Source organism: Streptomyces sp. RLA123, from assembly GCF_056270165.1.
Genome location: NZ_JBWDOR010000003.1, coordinates 4,441,987 through 4,460,750 on the forward strand (window position 1 = coordinate 4,441,987; position 18,764 = coordinate 4,460,750).

General features: G+C 72.6%; 18 protein-coding genes. 13 read left to right on the forward strand and 5 right to left on the reverse strand.

Translation table 11 applies throughout. From position 1 onward, the window contains the following. Positions 1-43: 43 nt before the first annotated feature. The gene (locus RV983_RS20240; RefSeq protein ID WP_475987168.1) at positions 44-811 is read left to right on the forward strand and encodes a hypothetical protein; all 768 of its coding nucleotides are present in this window, start codon (positions 44-46) and stop codon (positions 809-811) included. Here RV983_RS20240 and RV983_RS20245 read toward each other — a convergent pair. After that, the gene (locus RV983_RS20245) at positions 801-1,160 is read right to left on the reverse strand and encodes a hypothetical protein (protein WP_475987169.1); all 360 of its coding nucleotides are present in this window, start codon (positions 1,158-1,160) and stop codon (positions 801-803) included. The genes RV983_RS20240 and RV983_RS20245 overlap by 11 nt on opposite strands. 281 nt (positions 1,161-1,441) lie before the next feature. On the opposite strand from RV983_RS20245, the gene rho reads away from it, so the two are divergent. The 3 genes from rho to RV983_RS20260 all read left to right on the forward strand — a co-directional run bounded on the left by rho (position 1,442) and on the right by RV983_RS20260 (position 3,820). Beyond that, entirely contained in the window at positions 1,442-2,605 is a 1,164-nt protein-coding gene (rho, locus tag RV983_RS20250) for a transcription termination factor Rho (protein WP_475987170.1), read from the forward strand. A 20-nt stretch (positions 2,606-2,625) separates the two neighbouring features. Next, positions 2,626-3,294: a histone deacetylase gene (locus RV983_RS20255; protein ID WP_475987171.1), complete on the forward strand. Its 669-nt coding sequence runs from the start codon at positions 2,626-2,628 to the stop codon at positions 3,292-3,294. 82 nt (positions 3,295-3,376) lie between these two features. Continuing rightward, positions 3,377-3,820 (forward strand): STAS domain-containing protein, encoded by a 444-nt coding sequence (locus tag RV983_RS20260; protein WP_475987172.1) that lies wholly within the window; start codon positions 3,377-3,379, stop codon positions 3,818-3,820. Here the strand turns inward: RV983_RS20260 and RV983_RS20265 are convergent. Then, on the reverse strand, positions 3,722-4,708 hold the full coding sequence (locus RV983_RS20265; RefSeq protein WP_475987173.1) for a sigma-70 family RNA polymerase sigma factor: 987 nt from the start codon (positions 4,706-4,708) through the stop codon (positions 3,722-3,724). The two genes, RV983_RS20260 and RV983_RS20265, sit on opposite strands and share 99 nt — an antisense overlap. 171 nt (positions 4,709-4,879) lie before the next feature. Next, on the reverse strand, positions 4,880-7,327 hold the full coding sequence (locus RV983_RS20270; RefSeq protein WP_475987174.1) for a SpoIIE family protein phosphatase: 2,448 nt from the start codon (positions 7,325-7,327) through the stop codon (positions 4,880-4,882). 984 nt (positions 7,328-8,311) lie between these two features. Here RV983_RS20270 and RV983_RS20275 point away from each other — a divergent pair. The 9 genes from RV983_RS20275 (at position 8,312) to RV983_RS20315 (ending at position 16,777) form a co-directional block, all read left to right on the forward strand. After that, positions 8,312-9,907: a sensor histidine kinase gene (locus RV983_RS20275; protein ID WP_475990383.1), complete on the forward strand. Its 1,596-nt coding sequence runs from the start codon at positions 8,312-8,314 to the stop codon at positions 9,905-9,907. 23 nt (positions 9,908-9,930) lie between these two features. Then, positions 9,931-10,317: a roadblock/LC7 domain-containing protein gene (locus RV983_RS20280; RefSeq protein WP_475990384.1), complete on the forward strand. Its 387-nt coding sequence runs from the start codon at positions 9,931-9,933 to the stop codon at positions 10,315-10,317. Continuing rightward, positions 10,314-10,673, forward strand: a complete 360-nt coding sequence (locus RV983_RS20285) for a DUF742 domain-containing protein (RefSeq protein WP_475987175.1) — start codon at positions 10,314-10,316, stop codon at positions 10,671-10,673. The genes RV983_RS20280 and RV983_RS20285 overlap by 4 nt, the downstream gene beginning before the upstream one ends. Beyond that, positions 10,654-11,280: a GTP-binding protein gene (locus RV983_RS20290; RefSeq protein WP_475987176.1), complete on the forward strand. Its 627-nt coding sequence runs from the start codon at positions 10,654-10,656 to the stop codon at positions 11,278-11,280. The genes RV983_RS20285 and RV983_RS20290 overlap by 20 nt, the downstream gene beginning before the upstream one ends. Then, positions 11,277-12,704, forward strand: coding sequence for a cytochrome P450 (locus tag RV983_RS20295; protein ID WP_475987177.1), 1,428 nt, complete (start codon positions 11,277-11,279; stop codon positions 12,702-12,704). Before RV983_RS20290 ends, RV983_RS20295 begins: the two co-directional genes overlap by 4 nt. A 310-nt stretch (positions 12,705-13,014) precedes the next feature. Further along, a complete protein-coding gene (locus tag RV983_RS20300) occupies positions 13,015-14,148 on the forward strand; it encodes a selina-4(15),7(11)-diene synthase (RefSeq protein WP_475987178.1) in 1,134 nt (377 codons plus the stop codon). A gap of 28 nt (positions 14,149-14,176) precedes the next feature. Beyond that, entirely contained in the window at positions 14,177-15,535 is a 1,359-nt protein-coding gene (locus RV983_RS20305; protein ID WP_475987179.1) for a cytochrome P450, read from the forward strand. Between the two features lie 101 nt (positions 15,536-15,636). Beyond that, on the forward strand, positions 15,637-16,071 hold the full coding sequence (locus RV983_RS20310) for a GNAT family N-acetyltransferase (RefSeq protein WP_475987180.1): 435 nt from the start codon (positions 15,637-15,639) through the stop codon (positions 16,069-16,071). An 82-nt stretch (positions 16,072-16,153) separates the two neighbouring features. Beyond that, positions 16,154-16,777 (forward strand): ScbR family autoregulator-binding transcription factor, encoded by a 624-nt coding sequence (locus RV983_RS20315; protein WP_475987181.1) that lies wholly within the window; start codon positions 16,154-16,156, stop codon positions 16,775-16,777. A gap of 48 nt (positions 16,778-16,825) precedes the next feature. Here RV983_RS20315 and RV983_RS20320 read toward each other — a convergent pair whose 3' ends face one another. After that, entirely contained in the window at positions 16,826-17,317 is a 492-nt protein-coding gene (locus tag RV983_RS20320; RefSeq protein ID WP_475987182.1) for an RrF2 family transcriptional regulator, read from the reverse strand. Positions 17,318-17,437: 120 nt separating this feature from the next. Then, positions 17,438-18,754 carry a S8 family peptidase gene (locus RV983_RS20325; protein ID WP_475987183.1) on the reverse strand — a complete coding sequence of 439 codons (1,317 nt, stop codon included), beginning with the start codon at positions 18,752-18,754 and terminating at the stop codon, positions 17,438-17,440. Between the last annotated feature and the right edge of the window lie 10 nt (positions 18,755-18,764).

Genomic DNA, 18,764 nt, shown 5'->3' on the forward strand with positions numbered 1-18,764 from the left:
GTCACTCACATCACTCACGTCGTTCACTGCGAAAGGCCCTGCCATGCTCAACCGCGTGCCGCGCGGCGGTGTCCGCTCCTCGATAGTCCTGCTCGCCGCCGTGGCGGCCGGCGCCGGACTGCTCGCCGGCTGCGGGACGCCGACCACCGCCGTCTCCCCGGCCGCGCTGCCCGCGGCGGCCTCCGCGCCGCCCGCCCCGAGCCCGACGCCCACGCCGGTCGACACCCGTCTGCCGGGTCTCGGCCCGCGCACCCTGACCGCCGTCCCGGCCGGCGCACGCCAGGTCGTCGTGGTGACGGGCGCGGGCAAGAACTCCTCCGTCTCCCACGTCGTGGTCCACGAACGCAGGGCCGACGGCAGCTGGACCGACGGCCCCACCTGGACCGGCCACAACGCCCGCGACGGCTGGACCACCGACCACCACGTCGGCGACCTGCGGTCCCCGGCGGGCGTCTACGGGCTCACCGACGCCGGCGGTCTGCTCCCCGACCCCGGCAGCAAGCTCCCCTACGACCGGTCGCGGGGCTTTTTCATCTCCGGCACCGGCTTCAAGGGCGAGTCGCTGGCCGGCTCGTTCGACTACGTGGTCGCCATCAACTACAACCGGCAGCCCGGCACCACACCCCGAGACTGGACCCGCCCCCTGGGCGCCTCCCGCGGCGGCGGCATCTGGTTCCACGTCGACCACGGCGGCCCGACCCAGGCATGCGTGAGCCTGCCCCGCCCCGACATGCGCGAACTGCTGCGCACCCTGGACCCGGCCCTGCACCCCGTCGTCGTCATGGGCGACACGGGCTGGCTCAGCCGCTGAGCCGCGCGGCGCGCCCCGCCTCGTCCTCCCGGACGGGGCTCGGGCCGCTCGCCCGCAGCTCCCACCGCGTGTCCGGGGCGGGCTCCCTGCCCAGCGCCCCCGCCGCCAGAGCCGCCCGGATCCGGGCCCGCACCTCGGCCTCGTCCGCCGGCTCCGCCGCGAACAGCACCCGCAGCCGCACGCTCCCGTCCTCCCCGGGCGAGACCGCCGTGTGATGCGCCGCGAGCGGGCACGGCCCCTCGTGCTCCCAGCCACCGCACAGCGCCACGGTGATGGCACCCCCGGGCGCCCGCTCGTCCCCACCGGGCGCGAGGACCACGACGGCTTCATGGGCGAAGGGCTTGCGCATGGGCCCAGTATCTGCCGCGGGCGCCGTCCCCGCCGGGGCCTTCCCGTCATCGCCCCCTCCCCGTCGGGGCCTTGCCGGTGCTACGGTTTCCAAGAGCACGGCTGTGCGCCCCTCGGTGGCGCCGGTGCTTCTTCCGCAGGACCGCGTGACCGCCTGTCGACGGCGTCCGCGTGTGTGTTCCCGCTCTTGTGCTTCCCGGGCCATCGGCCCCATCTGCTTCCGCGCCTGTCGCGGCGGTTCGTACCGCCGTGTGCGCGATCCCTTCCACGTGAGGAATCCACATGACCACATCCACCACAACAACCTCGCCGCGTGGCTCCGCGGCGGCGCCGCCGGACGGCGATCGGCAGACCCCCGTCGCCGGGGTCCTGGACGTCGAAGGGGGGCGGGGCTTCCTGCGCGTCGGCGGCTACGCGCAGGGGCCGCACGACGTGACCGTGCCGCAGGAGCGGATCAGGCGGTACGGGCTGCGCAAGGGCGATGCCGTCGAGGGTGCCGCCGCCGGGAGCGGGCGGGGGCGGGCGCTCGTCCAGGTCGACCGGATCGGCGGCCGGCCGGCCGAGGCGGCGCGCGGGCGGCGGCACTTCGCGGACCTGACGCCGCTTCACCCGTCGGAGCGGCTGCGGCTGGAGTCGCCCAAGGGCGGTCTGTCGACGCGGGTGCTGGACCTGCTGGCGCCCGTCGGCAAGGGGCAGCGCGGGCTGATCGTGGCTCCGCCGAAGACGGGGAAGACCATGCTGCTGCGCGCCGTCGCGGACGCGGTCGCCGACAACCACCCGGAGTGCCACCTGATGGTGGTGCTGCTGGACGAGCGGCCAGAGGAGGTCACCGAGATGCGGCGGTCGGTGCGGGGCGAGGTGATCGCCTCGACCTTCGACCGGACGCCCCGGGAGCACATCGCGGTGGCGGAGCTGGCGGTCGAGCGGGCCAAGCGGCTGGTCGAGACGGGCCGGGACGTCGTGGTCCTGCTGGACTCGCTGACCCGGCTGTGCCGGGCGCACAACAACGCCGCGTCGTCGGGCGGGCGGACCCTGAGCGGGGGCGTGGACGCCGCCGCGCTCGCCGGTCCGAAGCGGCTGTTCGGGGCGGCGCGGTCGGCGGAGGAAGGGGGTTCGCTGACGATCCTGGCGACGGCACTGGTCGACACCGGGTCGCGGGCGGACGCCTACTTCTTCGAGGAGCTGAAGGGCACCGGCAACATGGAACTGCGCCTGGACCGCGCCCTGGCCGACCGGCGGGTCTTCCCGGCGGTCGACGTGCACCCGTCCGGGACGCGGCATGAGGAACTGCTGCTGAATCCCGCCGAGTTGGCAGCCTCCCAAGGGCTGCGCCGGGCGCTGCGGGGCGGTACCGGCTCCTTCGAGACGCTGCTCGCCCGGCTGCGGGCGACGCCCGACAACGCCGCCTTCCTGCGGCAGATCCGCGGCACGGTGCCGGCGGCCTGACGTCGGCGCATCATGGGGCGGTGACCGAACCCCGACGTGTGGACGCGCGGCACGCCTCCGGTACGCGGACGGAGCCGCCGGGCCTCGTCTGGTACGCCTCGTACGGCTCCAACACGCACCTGGCACGTCTGAACAGCTATCTGGCGGGCGGTTCGCCGCCCGGGGGCGGCCGGGAGTACCCGGGCTGCCGGGACGCGCGGCCGCCGTCGCGGTCGCTGCCGCTGGAACTGCCGGGGCGGATGTACTTCGCGACGCAGTCGCCCGTGTGGTCGGGCGGCCGGGCCTTCTACGACGACGGTGCGCCGGACGGCGTGGTCCGGGCGCGGGCCCACCTGGTGACGGCCGGCCAGTTCGCGGACATCGCGGCGCAGGAGATGTACCGCGCGCCGGGGCGGGATCTGGACCTGGCGCCGGTGCTGGGGACCGGCCGGGTACGTCTGGGCGACGGACGGTACGAGACGCTGCTGTACCCGGGGGACGTCGACGGGCATCCGGTGCTCACGTTCACCGCGCCCTGGTCGCGGGAGGACGTCGCGCCCGTCCGGCCGTCGGGGCCCTATCTGCGGCACATCGCGGAGGGGCTCGTCGAGTCCGGGGCGTGGGACCTGGCGGGGATCGCGGTCTACCTCGCGGCGTGCACGGGCGGTGACTGGACGCCCGGGGAGATCGAGGCGCTGCTGCCGCGCTGACAGGGGTCGGCAAGAGGCCGCCGATGGATTCCGCGGGCGCGCGCGGTCCTATCAGGTGAACGCCCGCCGCAGGAGGTCGCCCATGATCCAGCCCGTGCCCCGGTCCGACGACGGGCCCCCCGTCCTCGTGCTGCCCGCGATGGTGACCCGGGAGGCGGTGCCCGGTCTGTGCGAGCGGTTGCGGTGCCTGCTGGCGGAATACGTCAGCACCGCAGCGACCGCGGGGGCCGCGGGGGCCGCGGGCGTGGCCGGGCCCGTCATGGTGATCTGCGACGTGAGCGGCCCTGCGGTGAACCCGGACGCGGTGCTGATCGACGCGCTGGCCCGGCTGCAGCTCACCGCGCGCCGCCAGGGCGCCCGTGTCGTCCTGCGCGGGGCCGGGCGCCCGCTGCGGCAGCTGATCGCGCTCGTGGGGCTCGGGGGGACGCTAGGGCCGGCCGGCCTCCAGATGCGCGGGCAGGCCGAAGAGCGGGAAGAGCCGCTGGGTGTCGAGGAAGGAGTTGAGCCCGGTGATGCGGCCCTGTGAGATCTCGATGACCTGGAGGGCCCACGGCTCGTGTCCGCCGTCCGCGCTCGGCCGGTACTGCGCGAAGCCGGGCATGCCGTTGGCCGTGACGGGCAGCAGCCGCGAGCCGCGGCAGCCGCGGCCGTGGCCGGCCATCCAGGCCCTGATCTCCGCCGGGCCGAGCAGCCACAGCTCGTAGGGCGGCATGGAGAGCGTGGCGTCCTCGTGCAGCAGCGAGGTGAGGGCGTCCAGGTCGTAGGACTCGAAGGCGGCCACATAGCGGGCGAGCAGCGCGCGTTGCTCCTCGTCCAGGGGCGCGGCCGGGTCGCCGGCGGCGGGGGCGGCCGCGGCGAGGGTGGCGCGGGCGCGCTGGAGGGCGCTGTTGACGGAGGCGACGGTGGTGTCGAGCAGTTCGGCGACCTCGGCGGCCTTCCAGGCCAGCACCTCCCGCAGGATGAGCACGGCCCGCTGCCGCGGGGCGAGGTGCTGGAGCGCGGCCACGAAGGCCAGCCGCACGGACTCGCGCCGGTCGGCGACGTCGGCCGGGTCGCCGGTCTCCGACATGACGCGCCCGTCGGGCGCGGGCGAGATCCAGGCGGCTTCCGGGAGCGCGCCGGGCAGCGGTCCCTCGGCGCTGCCGGGGGAGGCCAGGTCCATCGGCCGGGCCCGTCGCCCTGCGCCGCCGAGCGCGTCCAGGCAGACGTTGGTGGCGATCCGGTACAGCCACGACCGCAGGCTGGAGCGGCCCTCGAAGCGGTCGTGCGCGCGCCAGGCCCGCACCATGGTCTCCTGGACGGCGTCCTCCGCCTCGAAGAGGGAGCCGAGCATGCGGTAGCAGTAGCCGGTCAGCTCGGTGCGGTGGCGTTCCAACTCGGCCGCCACGTCCGGGGGTGCAGCAAGGTCACTCATGGGGCTTCTCCGCCTTCCGTCGGTCCGGGACCGCCCACGAGTCCACTTCAGCACACCCCACTGACAGCGGTCCCCGGCTTCGCGGATCCGGCCGCGTGCCCACCTCGCTCGTGTCGTTGCGGGCCTGCGGGCCCAACGCGCGTGCGGGGCCCGCGTGCCCGGCCCGGGGGCTCAGCCCGCGGGGGCGCCGGGAAGGTCCTGTTCCGCCCAGATGAGTTTGCCGTCCCCGGTGTAGCGGGTGCCCCAGCGCCGGGTGAGCTGGGCGACCAGGAACAGGCCGCGGCCGGACTCGTCGGTGGTGCGGGCATGGCGCAGTCGCGGCACGGTGTTGCTGCCGTCGGAGACCTCGCAGATCAGCACCGTGTGCCGGATGAGCCGCAGCCGGATGGGGCCGGAGGCGTGCCGGATGGCGTTGGTGACGAGTTCGCTCACCACCAGCTCGGTGACCGGCGCCACCTCGTCCAGCCCCCAGGCGGCGAGCTGACGTACCACCAGGCCGCGCGCGCAGCTGACCACTTCGGGGTCGCAGGGCAGGTCCCAGGTGGCGACCGCCCCGGGACCGAGGGTCTGTGTACGGGCGAGGAGCAGGGCGACGTCGTCCTCGGGGGGACCGGTGAGCAGCGAGCCGGTGATGGAAGCGCACAGGTCCTCCAGCGGCAGGCCGGGCCGGTCGAGGGCGTGGGCGAGCTTGTCCAGGCCGATGTCGGGGTCCTCGCCGAAGGACGCGAACAGCCCGTTGGTGTAGAGGGCGAGGACGGTGCCCTCCGGCAGGGTGAGTTCCGCCGACTCGAAGGGCGTGGTGCCCAGCCCCAGCGGTGGACCGGGGGGCAGTTCGGGGAAGGAGACGGTGCCGTCGGGGGTCATCATCGCCGGCGGCGGGTGGCCCGCGCGTGCGGCCGTCAGCCGGGCGGTCACCGGGTCGTAGACGGCGTACAGGCAGGTCGTGCCGAGCACGGTGGTGGCCACCGCGCTGTCGTTGCCGTCCTCCTCGGTGAGCCGGATGACCAGGTCGTCCAGGTGGGCCAGCAGTTCCTCGGGCGGCAGGTCCATGTCGGCGAGGGTGTGCACGGCCGTGCGCAGCCGCCCCATGGTCGCCGCCGCGGTGAGGCCGTGCCCGACCACGTCCCCCACGACCAGGGCCACCCGCGCCCCGGACAGCGGGATGACGTCGAACCAGTCGCCCCCGACCCCGTCCTGCACGTCGGTGGGCAGGTAGCGGGAGGCGACCTCCATGGCCGTGCCGCCGGTCAGCGCGTGGGGCAGCAGACTGCGCTGGAGGGCGAGCGCGGCCTCGTGCTCACGGGTCCAGCGGCGGGCGTTGTCCACGCACACCGCCGCGCGGGCCGCCAGTTCCTCGGCCAGCAGCACGTCGTCCCGTTCGAAGGGTTCGCGCCGCCCGCCGCGGATGAAGGTGACCACGCCCAGCACATTGCCGCGCGCCCGCAGCGGCACCCACATCGCCGTGCACATCCCGTACTCGCGGATCTTGGCGTCCCTGGCGGGGTCCGCGGTCAGCCAGGTCGCCTGGTCCATGTCGAAGTCGGTACGCAGGAAGGACCGGGCCTCGGCCATGCAGCACAAGTACGGGGAGTCCTCCGGAGCCCGGATCGGCTCGCCGATCCGGGCCACGGCCTCGGGGACGCCCTTGCGCACCGAGCTCATCCCGGCGCGGCGCAGGGCGGTGGCGCGCAGAGAGCGGCCGCGCGGCGGCTCATCGCCGCGCATCACCCCCTCCAGCAGGTCGACGGTGACGAAGTCGGCGAGCCCCGGTACCGCCACGTCCGCCAGTTCCTGCGCGGTCTGGCGGATGTCCAGGGTCGTGCCGACGCAGGCGCCTGCCGCATTGAGCAGGGCGAGGCGTTCGCGTGCCTTGGAGCGGTCGGTGACGTCCCTGGCCATGTAGCAGACGCCCATCACGCGGCCGTCCGCGTCGTCCAGGCGGAAGAACGAGGTCGAGTACGCGTGCTCCCGGTGGGGGGCGGCCAGGGTCCAGCCCCGGTACTCGTAGTCGACCACCGGCCGGCCGGTGGTCAGCACCTTGCGCATGACCTTCTCGATGGGATCGGTGTCGATGCCGGGCAGGGCGTCCCCCATCCGGTTGCCGAGGCGCTGCGCGCCGGGGACGCCGCTGAAGCGCTCCAGCGTCTCGTTCATCCACACGTAGCGCAGCTCCGGGGTGAGGACGGCCAACCCGAGCGGCGAGCGGGTCAGGAAGGCCTCCAGCACGGTGCCGCTGACCGCCCACGACGGGCTGCGGGCCAGGTCGATGCCGGACAGCAGCCAGCGTTCGCGGCCGTCGCTGTCGGACAGCGACGACACCCGTACGCCCAGTTCCAGCCGCCGTCCGTCGCGGTGGCGGGCGGCCACCAGGCCGCCCCAGGCGTCGCGGATCCGGCACTGGTCGGCGATGTCCGTGGCCCCTTCCGCATGGTGGGGGCAGGCGAGCAGCATTTGGGCAGAGCGGCCCATCACCTCGGCGGCCGGCCAGCCGAGCAGGCATTCCGCCGCGGGCGTCCACGCGACCACGGTGCCGTCGGCGTCGATCACCATCGACGCGGCGAACCCCATGTCGAACGGCGCCATCGCCGGGTCCGGTGCACCTTCCTTCGGGGTGACCATCCGGTGCCCCATTTCTGCGGGAACATGACTTTCATGCTAGATCTTCGCGGCGGGCGGGGCCTGCTGGGGCCCGGGGGCCCGGCAGGGCCCACCAGACGGGCGGTCTGCGGACGGCGGGCCACGGGTGTGCGGTGGCAGGCGTACGGCGGAGTGGTCGCGCGATGGGGTGCGGGCGGGCGCCGTGGCGTAGACAGAGTGGTCGCCGTGCCCGTCGTTCACCCGGGCGACGTAGCGATCGCGCGTGGTGCGGACGGCCGCCGTACGGCCGCCCGGGGCCCGCATCCCACTGATTCCGGCCATGCGCAAGTCCCCGTCACTCGTACGGATGAAGCACGTGGCCGCCCGCGCGGCGGCCCCTGCGGCGGCGCGGGGGCGTGGCATGGGCGGTGTCCACGGGGCCCGGACGCCCGGCCGCGGCGGGCCCTGGGTGCGGTGCGGCACGCGGCGGGCGGGCCGCCGCCCCCTTCCGGACGCGCCCGGGGTTCCGCGTCCGGTGGTGGCGGCCGACGGGCCCGGCGGCTCCGGCGCGGCGGCACGGGACGCGCGGGGTCGCGGCCGTCGTGGGTGCCTGACATGGGAAAGCGCTTGTCGCGCGGGCCTCGCGGCGGCGGTCCGCCGGTCCGTCCGGCGGCTCGCGCCGGATCGGTCCCCGCCTCCGTCCGGCCGTCCCGGCGCACCGTCCGGATCGATCGGCCGCCCGCGCCGGCGTGGCCGGTGACCGGTCGTGGCGTGATCGTTGCGGGGGGTTTGCGCGAGCGCTCCCGAGCCGGTATCGATACGTCAATCGGCATGTGTCATAGGCATTTTGACGGGGCATCGGCCACGATCCGAAGTGGCTATGCTACTTGCGGCTCAGCGTGTTGTAGCAATTACGCCTGGTCACGGCACTTGTGGCGATGTGTCCGGCGGTTGCGCACCGCCGACGCAGAATCCGTGCTTGTGCTCGTGCTGTCGTCCCTGTCAAGCGATCACCTGAGGATGCTGATGGTTCGTGCTGGATCGTCCCCCGGAGACCGCCGGCCCGCGGCCACGTCCGCGTGGTTATTGCCGGCCGTCATAGTCGCGGCGGTCACGGCCGTCGCCGTTTGGACCGTCCCGGCGGCGGCGAGGGAGGCGGTCTTCTGGTGCGGTGTGACCGCCACCGTGGCCGTCGCCGTGCTGGCGGTCGAAGTCGCCCGCCGCGGAGCCCTCAATGAGGACTTGCGCGAGCAGGCCGCGCGTCAGACCGCCGAGTTGCAGTACCGGCTGTCCCAGCAGGAGGCCGAGACACTGCGGCTGGCCCGTGAACAGGTGCCCGCGGCGATGGCCCGCCTGCAGCGCGGCGACTTCATGGAGGACGTGCTGGCGGGCATCGAGACCCGGCCCGAGGGACTCACCCCCGAATTCCTGGGCGCGCACCAGGCACTGCTCCGCGCCACGCTCGGAGCGGTCTCCGCGGAGGAGGACATCCGCGAGTCCTCGCAACGCGCGTTCGTCAACATCGCCCGGCGCGTGCAGGCCATCGTCCACCAGCAGGCCAGCGACCTGCGGAACATGGAGGACCGGCACGGGCAGAGCCCGGAGGTCTTCGGCGACCTGCTCAAGCTCGACCACGGCACCGCGCTCATCGGCCGCCTCGCCGACAGCATCGCCGTCCTCGGCGGTGCCCGCCCCGGCCGTCAGTGGAGCAAGTCCGTACCGCTGTTCAGCGTGCTGCGCGGCGCCATGTCGCGCATCATCGACTACCAGCGCATCGAACTGCACTCGGTCTCCGAGGTGGCGATCATCGGCCCTGCCGTGGAGCCGCTGATCCACGCGGCCGCGGAACTGCTCGACAACGCCACCCGCTACTCCCCGCCCCAGACCCGGGTGCATGTCACCGCGGTCGAGGTGCAGTCCGGTATCGCGATCGAGATCGAGGACGGCGGCGTCAGCCTCAGCGAGGAGGCCCGGCTGCGGGCCGAGCAGATGCTCGTCGAGGCCCAGGCGGGCATCGACCTCAACGGCCTGGGTGAGACCCCGCGGCTCGGCCTCGCGGTCGTCGGCCGGCTGTCGAAGGCCTACGGTTTCCAGGTCTCCCTGCGGTCCTCGGCGTACGGCGGTGTCCGCGCGGTGCTGGTCGTGCCGCAGGACCTGATCACGACGATGACCAACGCGACGGGGCTGGCCCACGGTATCGGCGCCGCGTCCGGTCCCCGTCCGGTGCCCGCACCCCGTTCCGGGAGTGGCGGGAGCGGCCGGAGTGCCGGGAGTTCCGGGTCCGCTCCGGAGTTCCGGCCGGCCACGGGTCCCCGCCGGTCGGAGAGCATGGAGACCGGGACGGTGTCGGCGGAGATGGCGGACGAGATCCCCGTGGTGCACGAGCGCACCGCGAACGGCCTGCCGCAACGCCGCCGGCATGCGACTCCCCCGGCCCCGGTCGCGCGTACGGGGTCCGTGTCCCCCGCCGGTTCCGTCACCGCTCCGCATGCCGAGCCGTCGGCCGATGAGCCGGTGCAGCCGGGCATGTGGCTGGCCGCCTTCCAGAGCGGCGTGTCCGGTGAGACGCCGCCACCTGCCGCTCCCGTCAAGAGTGACGAGTCGTTAGATAAGGGTGAGTAGCCGTGATTCAGCAGCGGGCCAACATGGACTGGATGCTCAAGGACCTGGCGACCAGCGTTCCGCAGACCCGCCATGTGGTGGTTCTCTCGGCGGACGGCTTGCGCATGGCCCAGTGGGGGTCGGACACGGACACGGCGGACCGGCTGGCCGCCGCCTGTGCGGGGCTGCAGAGCCTCGCGGCGGCCGTCGCCACCGAGTTCCCGCACGGTGACGGGCGCATGCGCCTGGTCGTGATCGAGATGTCGGGCGGGTTCTTCTACCTCATGGCGGCCGGGGCGGGGGCGTATCTCGCGGTGCTGGCGGACGAGGGCGTCGACGCCGGACTGATGGGGCAGCGCATGCGCGACCTCGTCGCCCGCATCGGCGAGCACCTCAGCAGCCCTCCCCGCAATGACGGGCAGGCAGGATGAGCGAAGCGGACCAGGGATGGGAGGAGGGGAGCCCGGAACGGCTCTATGTGATCACCCGGGGCCGCAGTGGGACGTCGGGTGGTTCCGTCCTCGACCTGGTCACGCTCGTCCGGTCACGGACCGGGCCACCGCCGGGGATGCCCCCCGAGCAGGCGGCGATCGTACGGCTGTGCAGCTCGCCGCTCTCGGTCGCGGAGATCTCCGCCTACCTGGGCCTGCCGGTGAGCGTGGTCACCGTGCTCCTGCTCGACCTCCTGGCCGAGAAGCGGGTCGAGGCGCGCTCACCCGTTCCCCGCGCTCAACTTCCCGATGTCGCTCTTATCGAGGCGGTGATACATGGACTTGAGAAGCTCTGACCCGCTGGCGGTCCCGGGACCGCGAAGCGAGGACGTACTGCCGGAATCCGCCACCGCCGCGGTCAAGATAGTCATCGTCGGTGGCTTCGGGGTCGGCAAGACGACCCTGGTCGGCTCGGTCAGCGAGATCCGTCCGCTGACCACCGAGGAGACCATGACCCAGGCGGGTGTCGGCGTGGACGACATCGCCGGGGTCGAACGCAAGACGGCGACCACCGTCGCGATGGACTTCGGCCGGATCAGCATCAACCGGGAACTGGTGCTCTACCTCTTCGGCACACCGGGCCAGCAGCGTTTCTGGTTCCTGTGGAACGGCCTGTTCGAGGGGGCCCTGGGCGCCGTGGTGCTCGTGGACACCCGCCGGCTGGAGGTCAGCTTCGATGTGATCGGCCGACTGGAGGAGCGCGGGGTGCCCTTCGTCGTCGCGACCAACACGTTTCCCGAGGCGCCGCACCATCCGGTCGAGGATCTGCGGGCCGCGCTCGACCTCCCCCCGCACGTGCCGATAGTCGACTGCGACGCCCGTAAAAGGGAGTCCAGCCGCGATGTGCTGATGACCTTGATGCGATATCTGCACTCCCTCGCCGCTACCACGGAGGCATCGTGACCACCCCACCCCCCGAATGCCCGGCACACGCCGCGCTCGGCGTCAGCGGCGCGCGGCGGCTGTACGGCGCCGAGGCCGAGGCCGACCCGATGGGCGTGTACGAGAAGCTGCGCGCCGAGCACGGTGCGATCGCCCCGGTCCTGGTCCACGGTGACCTGCCCGCCTGGCTCGTGCTCGGTTACCGGGAGAACCTGGAGGTGCTGCGCACACCCTCGCGCTTCTCCTCGGACTCCCGGCGCTGGCACGCCGTCCAGGAGGGCAAGGTCTCGCCGGAGCACCCGATCGCCCCGACGATCATGTGGCAGCCACTGGTCAACTTCAATGACGGAGACGCCCAGAAGCGTTTGCGGGGTGCGGTCAGCCGGGGCCTGGGCCGGTTCAACCGGCACGGCATCCGGCGCCATGTCACGCGGGTGACGCACCTGCTGGCGGACGAGTTCTCCGCGACGGGCCGTGCGGACCTCGTCGGGCAGTTCGCGGAACTCCTCCCGGTCCTCGTGCTCACCAATCTGCTGGGCCTGCCCGAACAGGACGGCCCGCGGCTGGCCGAGGCGTGCCGCGACCTGATGAAGGGCACCGAGACCTCACTCGCCAGCTACGGCCACATCCTGGAGGCGCTGACCAGGCTGGTGGCGGAGAAGCACGAGAGGCCCGGCTACGACCTGGCCTCCTGGCTGATCGAGGACGAGGCGGAGCTCAGCGACGACGAGGTGGTGCAGCACCTGCGGCTGGTGCTCGTCGCGGCCAACGAGACCACGGCCAATCTGATCGCGGACATGGTCAAGCTGGTGCTCACCGACCCGCGCTTCCGCGGCAACCTCTCCGGCGGTCACATGACGCTGCCGGACGGCCTGGAGCAGGTGCTCTGGGACCAGCCTCCCCTGTGGGTGATGCCCGGCCGGTACGCGACGGGCCCCATGGACCTGGGCGGCCAGCACATCGAGGAGGGGGACATGCTCCTCCTCGGGCTCGCGGCCGGCAACACCGATCCGGCGATCCGCCCGGACCTCGCCGCCTCCATGCACGGCAACCGCTCCCACCTGGCCTTCGGCGGCGGCCCGCACGAGTGCCCGGGGCAGGACATCGGCCGTGCCATCGCGGAGACGGGCATCGACGTACTGCTGGGCCGGCTGCCGGACCTGAACCTGGCGATCGAGGAGGATGCCCTGGTCAGGGTTCCGTCCTGGACTTCCCGCCATCTGCTCGAGCTCCCGGTGGAGTTCACCCCGCGGCGGCCGCAGCGTGGGGAGGACACGGCCGCCGTTCGCTGGGCCGCGGCCCAGCAGGAAGCCGTTCCTCAGCCGCTGCCGCAGCCCACTCCGGCTGGGCCGCCGCAACAGGCGCTTCCGCCGCAGCCGGCCTTCCCGCCCCGGGCGTCGCGGCGGACGTGGTGGCGGGTACTCACGGACTGGCTGCGGCGTTAGGCCCGCGTCTCATTCTGTGACCCGCGCACGGCGGGCGCACGGGCGAATACGCCCGTGCGCTTGTGCGTGCTCGGCACGTCCATGTCCCTGGTCGGGGCAGGGTCATGCGCCCAGCGCACACGAGGCGCACGGGCGGCGCAAGCGGGGAGCACGCCAACTGCCGTACGGATGGCGCGATTTCGCGGCTTGACGCCGTGGCAATATGCCGGGGTAATGGTCGCTGAAACTGATCCACTCGTGCTCCGTGCGGCCGCGTGCCGCGCGGATCTTCGTGGTGGTCAGTGCGCGGACAACTGAGAGGTGATCGTCAGTGGGGCCTGACCTGGTAGTTCCACCGATCTACTCTCCCCTCGGGCCGGCAATCCACCCGCACCACGCGGCCATCGACGCACGAGCGGTCGCCTGGGCCGAGCAGTTCCGTATCGGCTCGGACGAGTTGCGCGGCCGCCTCGTGAAACACGACATCGGGACTTTCGCGGCGCGCATCCTGCCCGAGGGCAGGGAGGAAGTCGTCGCCATCGCCGCGGACTTCATCATCTGGCTCTTCGGCGTCGACGACGGCTACTGCGAGGAGGGGGAGCTCGGCACCCGTCCCGGCGAGCTCATGGGAGCGCTCTCCCGGCTGCTCCGTATCGCCCAGAACCCCGAAGTCCCCATGCTGGCCGCCGACCCGCTGGCGCAGGGCCTGCGCGACCTGCGGTACCGGATGGACCTGTACGGCACGCCGGGACAGGTCGCCCGCTGGATCGACGCCCTGCGGGAGTACTTCTCCTCGGTCGTCTGGGAGGCGTCCTTCCGGAGCGACGGCACCGTCCCCGACCTCAACGACTACACCCTGATGCGGATCTACGACGGCGCCACGTCCGTCATGATGCCGCTCCTGGAAATGGGGCAGGGCTACGAACTCCAGGCCCACGAGCGGGATCTCACGGCCGTGCGGGCGGCGGCCGAAATGGCCTACTTCGTCATCTGCTGGGACAACGACATCTTCTCCCACCACAAGGAGGCACGGGCGGGCGGCTTCTACCTCAACGTCGTCCGTGTGCTGGAGGCGGAGTACGACATCCCGCGGCACCAGGCACTGAGCATGGCCATCGCCCAGCGGGACCGCGTGATGAATCTCTTCCTCCGCGCGGCGGAATACCTCCAGACCTACGGAAGCCCGCAACTGCGCCAGTTCCTCGACAGCCTCGGGCACTTCATCCGCGGGGCCCAGGACTGGGGTGTCAGTTCCATCCGTTACACCACACCCGATGATCCGGCGAACCTCCCCTCGACCTTCCGTGACACTCCGAGCGACAACAGCCCGGAGGCCCTGGACATCCCCGCGATCTCCTGGTGGTGGGACGTGCTTCCGGAGCGCGACGAGTCCCGCCCGTCACAGGGGATCGCCCAGACATCCCTGGACTCTTTCCTACACCCGATCGCACAGCGCACGGCATAGATTCCACGAAAGAAGAGGAGTTTTCGGGGTGAATGCTGAATTGCGCTCCGTCCCGCGCGCCCCCGGGCGGCTACCGCTGCTCGGCCACGTGTGGCCGCTTGCGCGCGACACGCTCGGCTTTGTGAAGTCCCTCCGGGACACCGGCGACCTGGTGCGGGTCGACGTCGCCACCATGTCGGTCTACTTCGTGAACAGCCCCGGGCTGGTGAACGAGCTCCTGGTCACCAAGGGGCGCAGCTTCGAGAAGGGCCGCTTCTTCGACCGCCTGAAGATCCTGGTGGGTGACGGCCTTGTCACGGCGGGCGGCGAGACCCACCGAAGGCACCGCAAGTTGATGCAGCCGATGTTCCACCGGTCCCGGATCGCCGGCTACGCCGAGGTCATGAACGCCCAGGCGCTGGCAACGGCCGGGTCGTGGCAGCCCGGTGAGACGGTGGCGGTGGAACGGGAGATGGCCGCGCTCGTGGTCAACACCCTCGCGGGAACCATGTTCTCCGCCGACATAGGCAGACCCGCGGTCGACGCCATACGTGAGCACCTGCCGGTCATCGTCAACACCTTGCTGCTGCGGACCGCTTCGCCCAAGTTCCTGGACCGGGTGCCGATCCCCGCCAACCGGCGCTTCGACGCGGCGGCGGGCCGGCTGCTGCGGGTCATCGACGACGTCGTCGCCGCGGCCCGCACGGCCGACGACACCGACCGTCCGGACCTGCTCTCGACGCTGCTCGCGGCGCGGGACGCGGACACCGGGGAGTCGCTCACCGATCGGGAGGTCCGGGACGAGCTCAGCACCATCCTCTTCGCCGGTGCGGAGAACACCGCGACGACGCTCACCTGGGCCTTCCACGAGATAGCGCACCACCCCGAGGTGGAGGAGCGTCTCCTGGAGGAGATCGCCGCCGTGTCGGGCGGTGGGCCCGTCACCATGGACGACGTCGCCAAGTACGAGTACCTGCCCCGGGTGATCAACGAGGTGGTCCGGCTGCACGGTGTCACCCTGCTCATGCGCCGTTCCGTGGAGCCGGTGGAACTCGGCGGGGTGATGCTGCCCGCCGGTACGGAGATCGCCTTCAGCCTCTACGCGCTGCATCGCGACCCGCGTTCGTTCCCGGACCCGGAGCGCTTCGACCCGGACCGGTGGCTGCCGGAGCGCAGCGCGGACCGGCCGCGGGGCGCGTTCGTCCCGTTCGGCAGCGGTACCCGCAAGTGCATAGGGGACTCCTTCGCCTGGATGCAGATGATCGTCTCGCTGGCCACCCTTCTCTCCCACCGACGGCTGCGCCCCACCGGCCACTTCGCCCGCGAGGTGGCCGCCGCCGTGCCCCATCCGGACCGACTTCCCATGGTCGTCGAGGCACGCGACGGTGCCCCGGTCCCGGCGTCCTGAACCCTCCCCGCCGCGGCCCGGTCGCCCGGGTCGCGGCGGAGCCCTCAGCACAGAAGCTTGTGGCCCACCGGAGATCCTCCAGGCCCTCTTAGGATCTGCGCATGGAGCTGACATTCGTGGATGTACGGCCCGGTGAACCGGACATGACGGCGGAAGTGGGGCCTCTCATACGTACGTTGAGGCCCGCCCTGACCGCCGACGGGTTCGCCGCCTTCGCCGACGAGGCGCACGCGCAGGGCCTGGTCTTCACCGCCGCACGCGACAACCAGGGGCGGTACCTCGCCGTCGCGACGCACCGTGTGCTCGCCACCAGCCGGGGCCGCACCCTCTTCGTCGACGACCTCGTCACCGCCCTCGACGCCCGCCGCGCCGGGGTGGGCGCCCGGCTGATGGACGAACTGGAGATCAGAGCGCGCAAGGTGGGCTGCGAACGCGTCGAGCTGGACTCGGGCGTGACCAATCACGGCGCACACCGCTTCCACCACACCTGCCGGATGGCGATCACGGCCCTGCACTTCTCCCGCGACCTTTCCTGAACCGCCTCGGGGCCGTCCCGCCGGACGGCCCCGATCGGGCGGGTACGCTCGACGGTGCCCAGCACGCGGCCGGGAGGCAGTGATGGCGAAACAGGCGCGCGCGGTGCAGACCCGCCGCAGGATCGTGGAGGCGGCGGCCGGCGTCTTCGACGAATACGGCTACGAGCGGGCCGCGATCTCGGAGATCCTGCGACGCGCGGAGGCCACCAAGGGCGCGCTGTACTTCCACTTCACGTCGAAGGAGGCGCTGGCGCAGGCGGTCATGGACGAGCGGACCCCGACCGTGGCGCCACCCGCACAGGACTCACCGCTGCAGACCCTCATCGACGTCTCCCATCACTTCGCGCACCTGCTGCGCACCGACCCGATGGTCCGCGCCGGCGCCCGGCTGGCCGTCGAGGGCGTCTTCCACGGAGGCCCCCACCCGTGGGGCGAGTGGGTGGACGTCGCCACCCGCCTGCTGACCGAGGCCAAGGAGCGCGGCGAGGCACTGCCCCATGTCGTCCCCGAGCAGACCGCCGAGGTGGTCGTCGGCGCCTTCACCGGGATGCAGCTGATCTCCGAGGCGACCACGGCGCGTGCCGATGTCGCCGAGCGGATCGCCCAGTTATGGCACCACATCCTCCCCTCGATCGCCGCCCCCGCCACCCTCTCCCGACTGCACCCCGGCCCCCTTTCACCCCGCACCGGGGCTCGGGCGCGGTGAACGGGAAGGGCGGGAGGGCGGGGGAAAGCCCGCGACCCCGGCGGAGCGTCAGGTCCGGGCCTCCAGAAGCCATCCCCGCGTACGCTCCGGCGCCTGAGGTGCCACGGCGACGATGGACGCCTTCAGGTCCGCGAGCGTCTGACCGGCCAGTTCCCGGCGCCAGGCGAGGTCCGCGCGGGACATGGCCTGGTGCACCAGGCAGGGCTGGCGGAAGTCGTCACCGAGCAGTGTGCCCATGCCGGGAGTCTGCTTGCGGATGTCGGTGCACTGGAACGCCGGGTCCCGTCCCTCGATGGCCGTGACGACGTCCAGGACGGTGATGTCCTCCGGCCGCCGGGCGAGCCGGAAGCCGCCGCGCGGCCCGGGGGTGGAGGAGACGATGCCCTCGCGGGCCAGCGCCTGGAGCTGCTTGTTGAGGTAGGCCGTGGGCAGCTCGTAGAAGGCGGCCAGCCGGGCCGCCGTGACGGCCTTCTCGGGACCGGCCCAGGCCAGGTTGAGGCAGCAGTGAAGCGCCCACTCCACGCCCTCGTTCATCCTCATGTTCTCGATGCTACATGTCCAGATCCCACTATCACGGACTTTCGGAGTCCAGGATTCCGGTACCTGCGCCGGAACGGCGGCGTTCCGACCGGCCCCCGCGGCGGCGAGATCCGGCGTCGCTCAAAGATCGCCGGTGAAGGCCAGCAGCGGCGGCGTCCCCCACGGGGCTCCGGCCGAGACATTGGGGGTGGCCTGGGCGATCAGCCACTTCTTCACCACCTCGAAAGGGGCGTCCCCGTACGTGTCCTTGTAGAGCGCGGCGATCCCGGTCACATGGGGCGCCGCCATCGACGTGCCGCTCATCAGGGCGTACGACCCGTCGGGCCAGGCGGAGGCGATGTCCACGCCGGGCGCGGTGAGGTTGACGCAGCTGCCGAAGTTGCTGAAGGAGGCCAGGTGGTCGGCCCGGTCGGTGGCCGCCACGGTGAACGCCTCCGTCGCGCTGGCGGGGGAGATGACGCAGGAGTTGATGTCGTCGTTGCCCGCCGCGACGACCGGGAAGACCCCGGCGCGGGCCAGGCCGTCCAGGGCGTCGTTCATCGCGGGCGAGAACATGCCGCCCAGCGAGACGTTCGCCACGGCGGGCTTGACCGCGTTCCGCGCCAGCCAGTTGATGCCCGCGATGATCCCGGAGTTGGGGCCCGAGGCATCGCAGTCCAGGACCCGGACGGAGACCAGGTGGACCGCGCGGGCGATGCCGGCGTGCGCGCCCCCGACCGTGCCGGCGACGTGCGTGCCGTGACCGGCGCAGTCCTCGCCGTCCAGGCCGTCGTCGATCTCGTCGATGCCGGGCGTGGCACGGCCGCCGAACTCGTCGTGCCCGAAGTCGATGCCGCTGTCGATGATGTAGGCGGTCACCTTGGAGCCGGTGGCCTTCACGGTGAAGCCGTGCGTGTGGGGCGTGCGGTGGGAGATGCGCTCCAGCCCCCAGAAGATGCCGGGCGCGGAGAGCTCGGCGTCGGTGGCATCCGTGATGTCCGGACCGTCGGGACCGTCGGGACCGTCCGTCCCGTGTCCGCCGTGTCCACCGTTGCCGCCCAGGCGCGGAAGCAGCCGCCGGGGCGGCGAGGTGACGCGGTCCTCCGGGGGGAGCGCGACCGTGGTGTCCTGCTCGACCTTGCGGACCTGGGGCAGCGCGCGCACCTGCGTCAACTGGGGCTCGGTCAGGGGGGCGGAGAAGCCCAGCATCGCGTCCTGGTAGAGGTGGTGCGGGGTGATCCCGGCGTCCCGCGCCACGTCCGCGGGGTCGCTGCCGGGGGTGAGGGTCACGATGTACTCGCCGGGGATGGCGTTCGGCGCGCTCGCGCCCAGGAGCGGGGCGAGGGCGGGCAGCGGGGCCGGCGTCCGCACGGGCGCGGCGGCGGCCAGGGGCAGCACGCACACGGCGCTCACACACGCGGCGGTCATGATCAACGTCCGGCGCAGGGACACACGCATGCGTGAACTC

Excerpts from the sequence above, each read along its gene's own strand:
- RV983_RS20240 (WP_475987168.1), top strand. The coding sequence starts at position 44 with ATGCTCAACCGCGTGCCGCGCGGCGGTGTCCGCTCCTCGATAGTCCTG.
- RV983_RS20245 (WP_475987169.1), bottom strand. The coding sequence starts at position 1,160 with ATGCGCAAGCCCTTCGCCCATGAAGCCGTCGTGGTCCTCGCGCCCGGT.
- rho (WP_475987170.1), top strand. The coding sequence starts at position 1,442 with ATGACCACATCCACCACAACAACCTCGCCGCGTGGCTCCGCGGCGGCG.
- RV983_RS20260 (WP_475987172.1), top strand. The coding sequence starts at position 3,377 with ATGATCCAGCCCGTGCCCCGGTCCGACGACGGGCCCCCCGTCCTCGTG.
- RV983_RS20265 (WP_475987173.1), bottom strand. The coding sequence starts at position 4,708 with ATGAGTGACCTTGCTGCACCCCCGGACGTGGCGGCCGAGTTGGAACGC.
- RV983_RS20270 (WP_475987174.1), bottom strand. The coding sequence starts at position 7,327 with ATGGTCACCCCGAAGGAAGGTGCACCGGACCCGGCGATGGCGCCGTTC.
- RV983_RS20275 (WP_475990383.1), top strand. The coding sequence starts at position 8,312 with ATGGTTCGTGCTGGATCGTCCCCCGGAGACCGCCGGCCCGCGGCCACG.
- RV983_RS20280 (WP_475990384.1), top strand. The coding sequence starts at position 9,931 with ATGGACTGGATGCTCAAGGACCTGGCGACCAGCGTTCCGCAGACCCGC.
- RV983_RS20285 (WP_475987175.1), top strand. The coding sequence starts at position 10,314 with ATGAGCGAAGCGGACCAGGGATGGGAGGAGGGGAGCCCGGAACGGCTC.
- RV983_RS20290 (WP_475987176.1), top strand. The coding sequence starts at position 10,654 with ATGGACTTGAGAAGCTCTGACCCGCTGGCGGTCCCGGGACCGCGAAGC.
- RV983_RS20310 (WP_475987180.1), top strand. The coding sequence starts at position 15,637 with ATGGAGCTGACATTCGTGGATGTACGGCCCGGTGAACCGGACATGACG.
- RV983_RS20315 (WP_475987181.1), top strand. The coding sequence starts at position 16,154 with ATGGCGAAACAGGCGCGCGCGGTGCAGACCCGCCGCAGGATCGTGGAG.
- RV983_RS20320 (WP_475987182.1), bottom strand. The coding sequence starts at position 17,317 with ATGAGGATGAACGAGGGCGTGGAGTGGGCGCTTCACTGCTGCCTCAAC.
- RV983_RS20325 (WP_475987183.1), bottom strand. The coding sequence starts at position 18,754 with ATGCGTGTGTCCCTGCGCCGGACGTTGATCATGACCGCCGCGTGTGTG.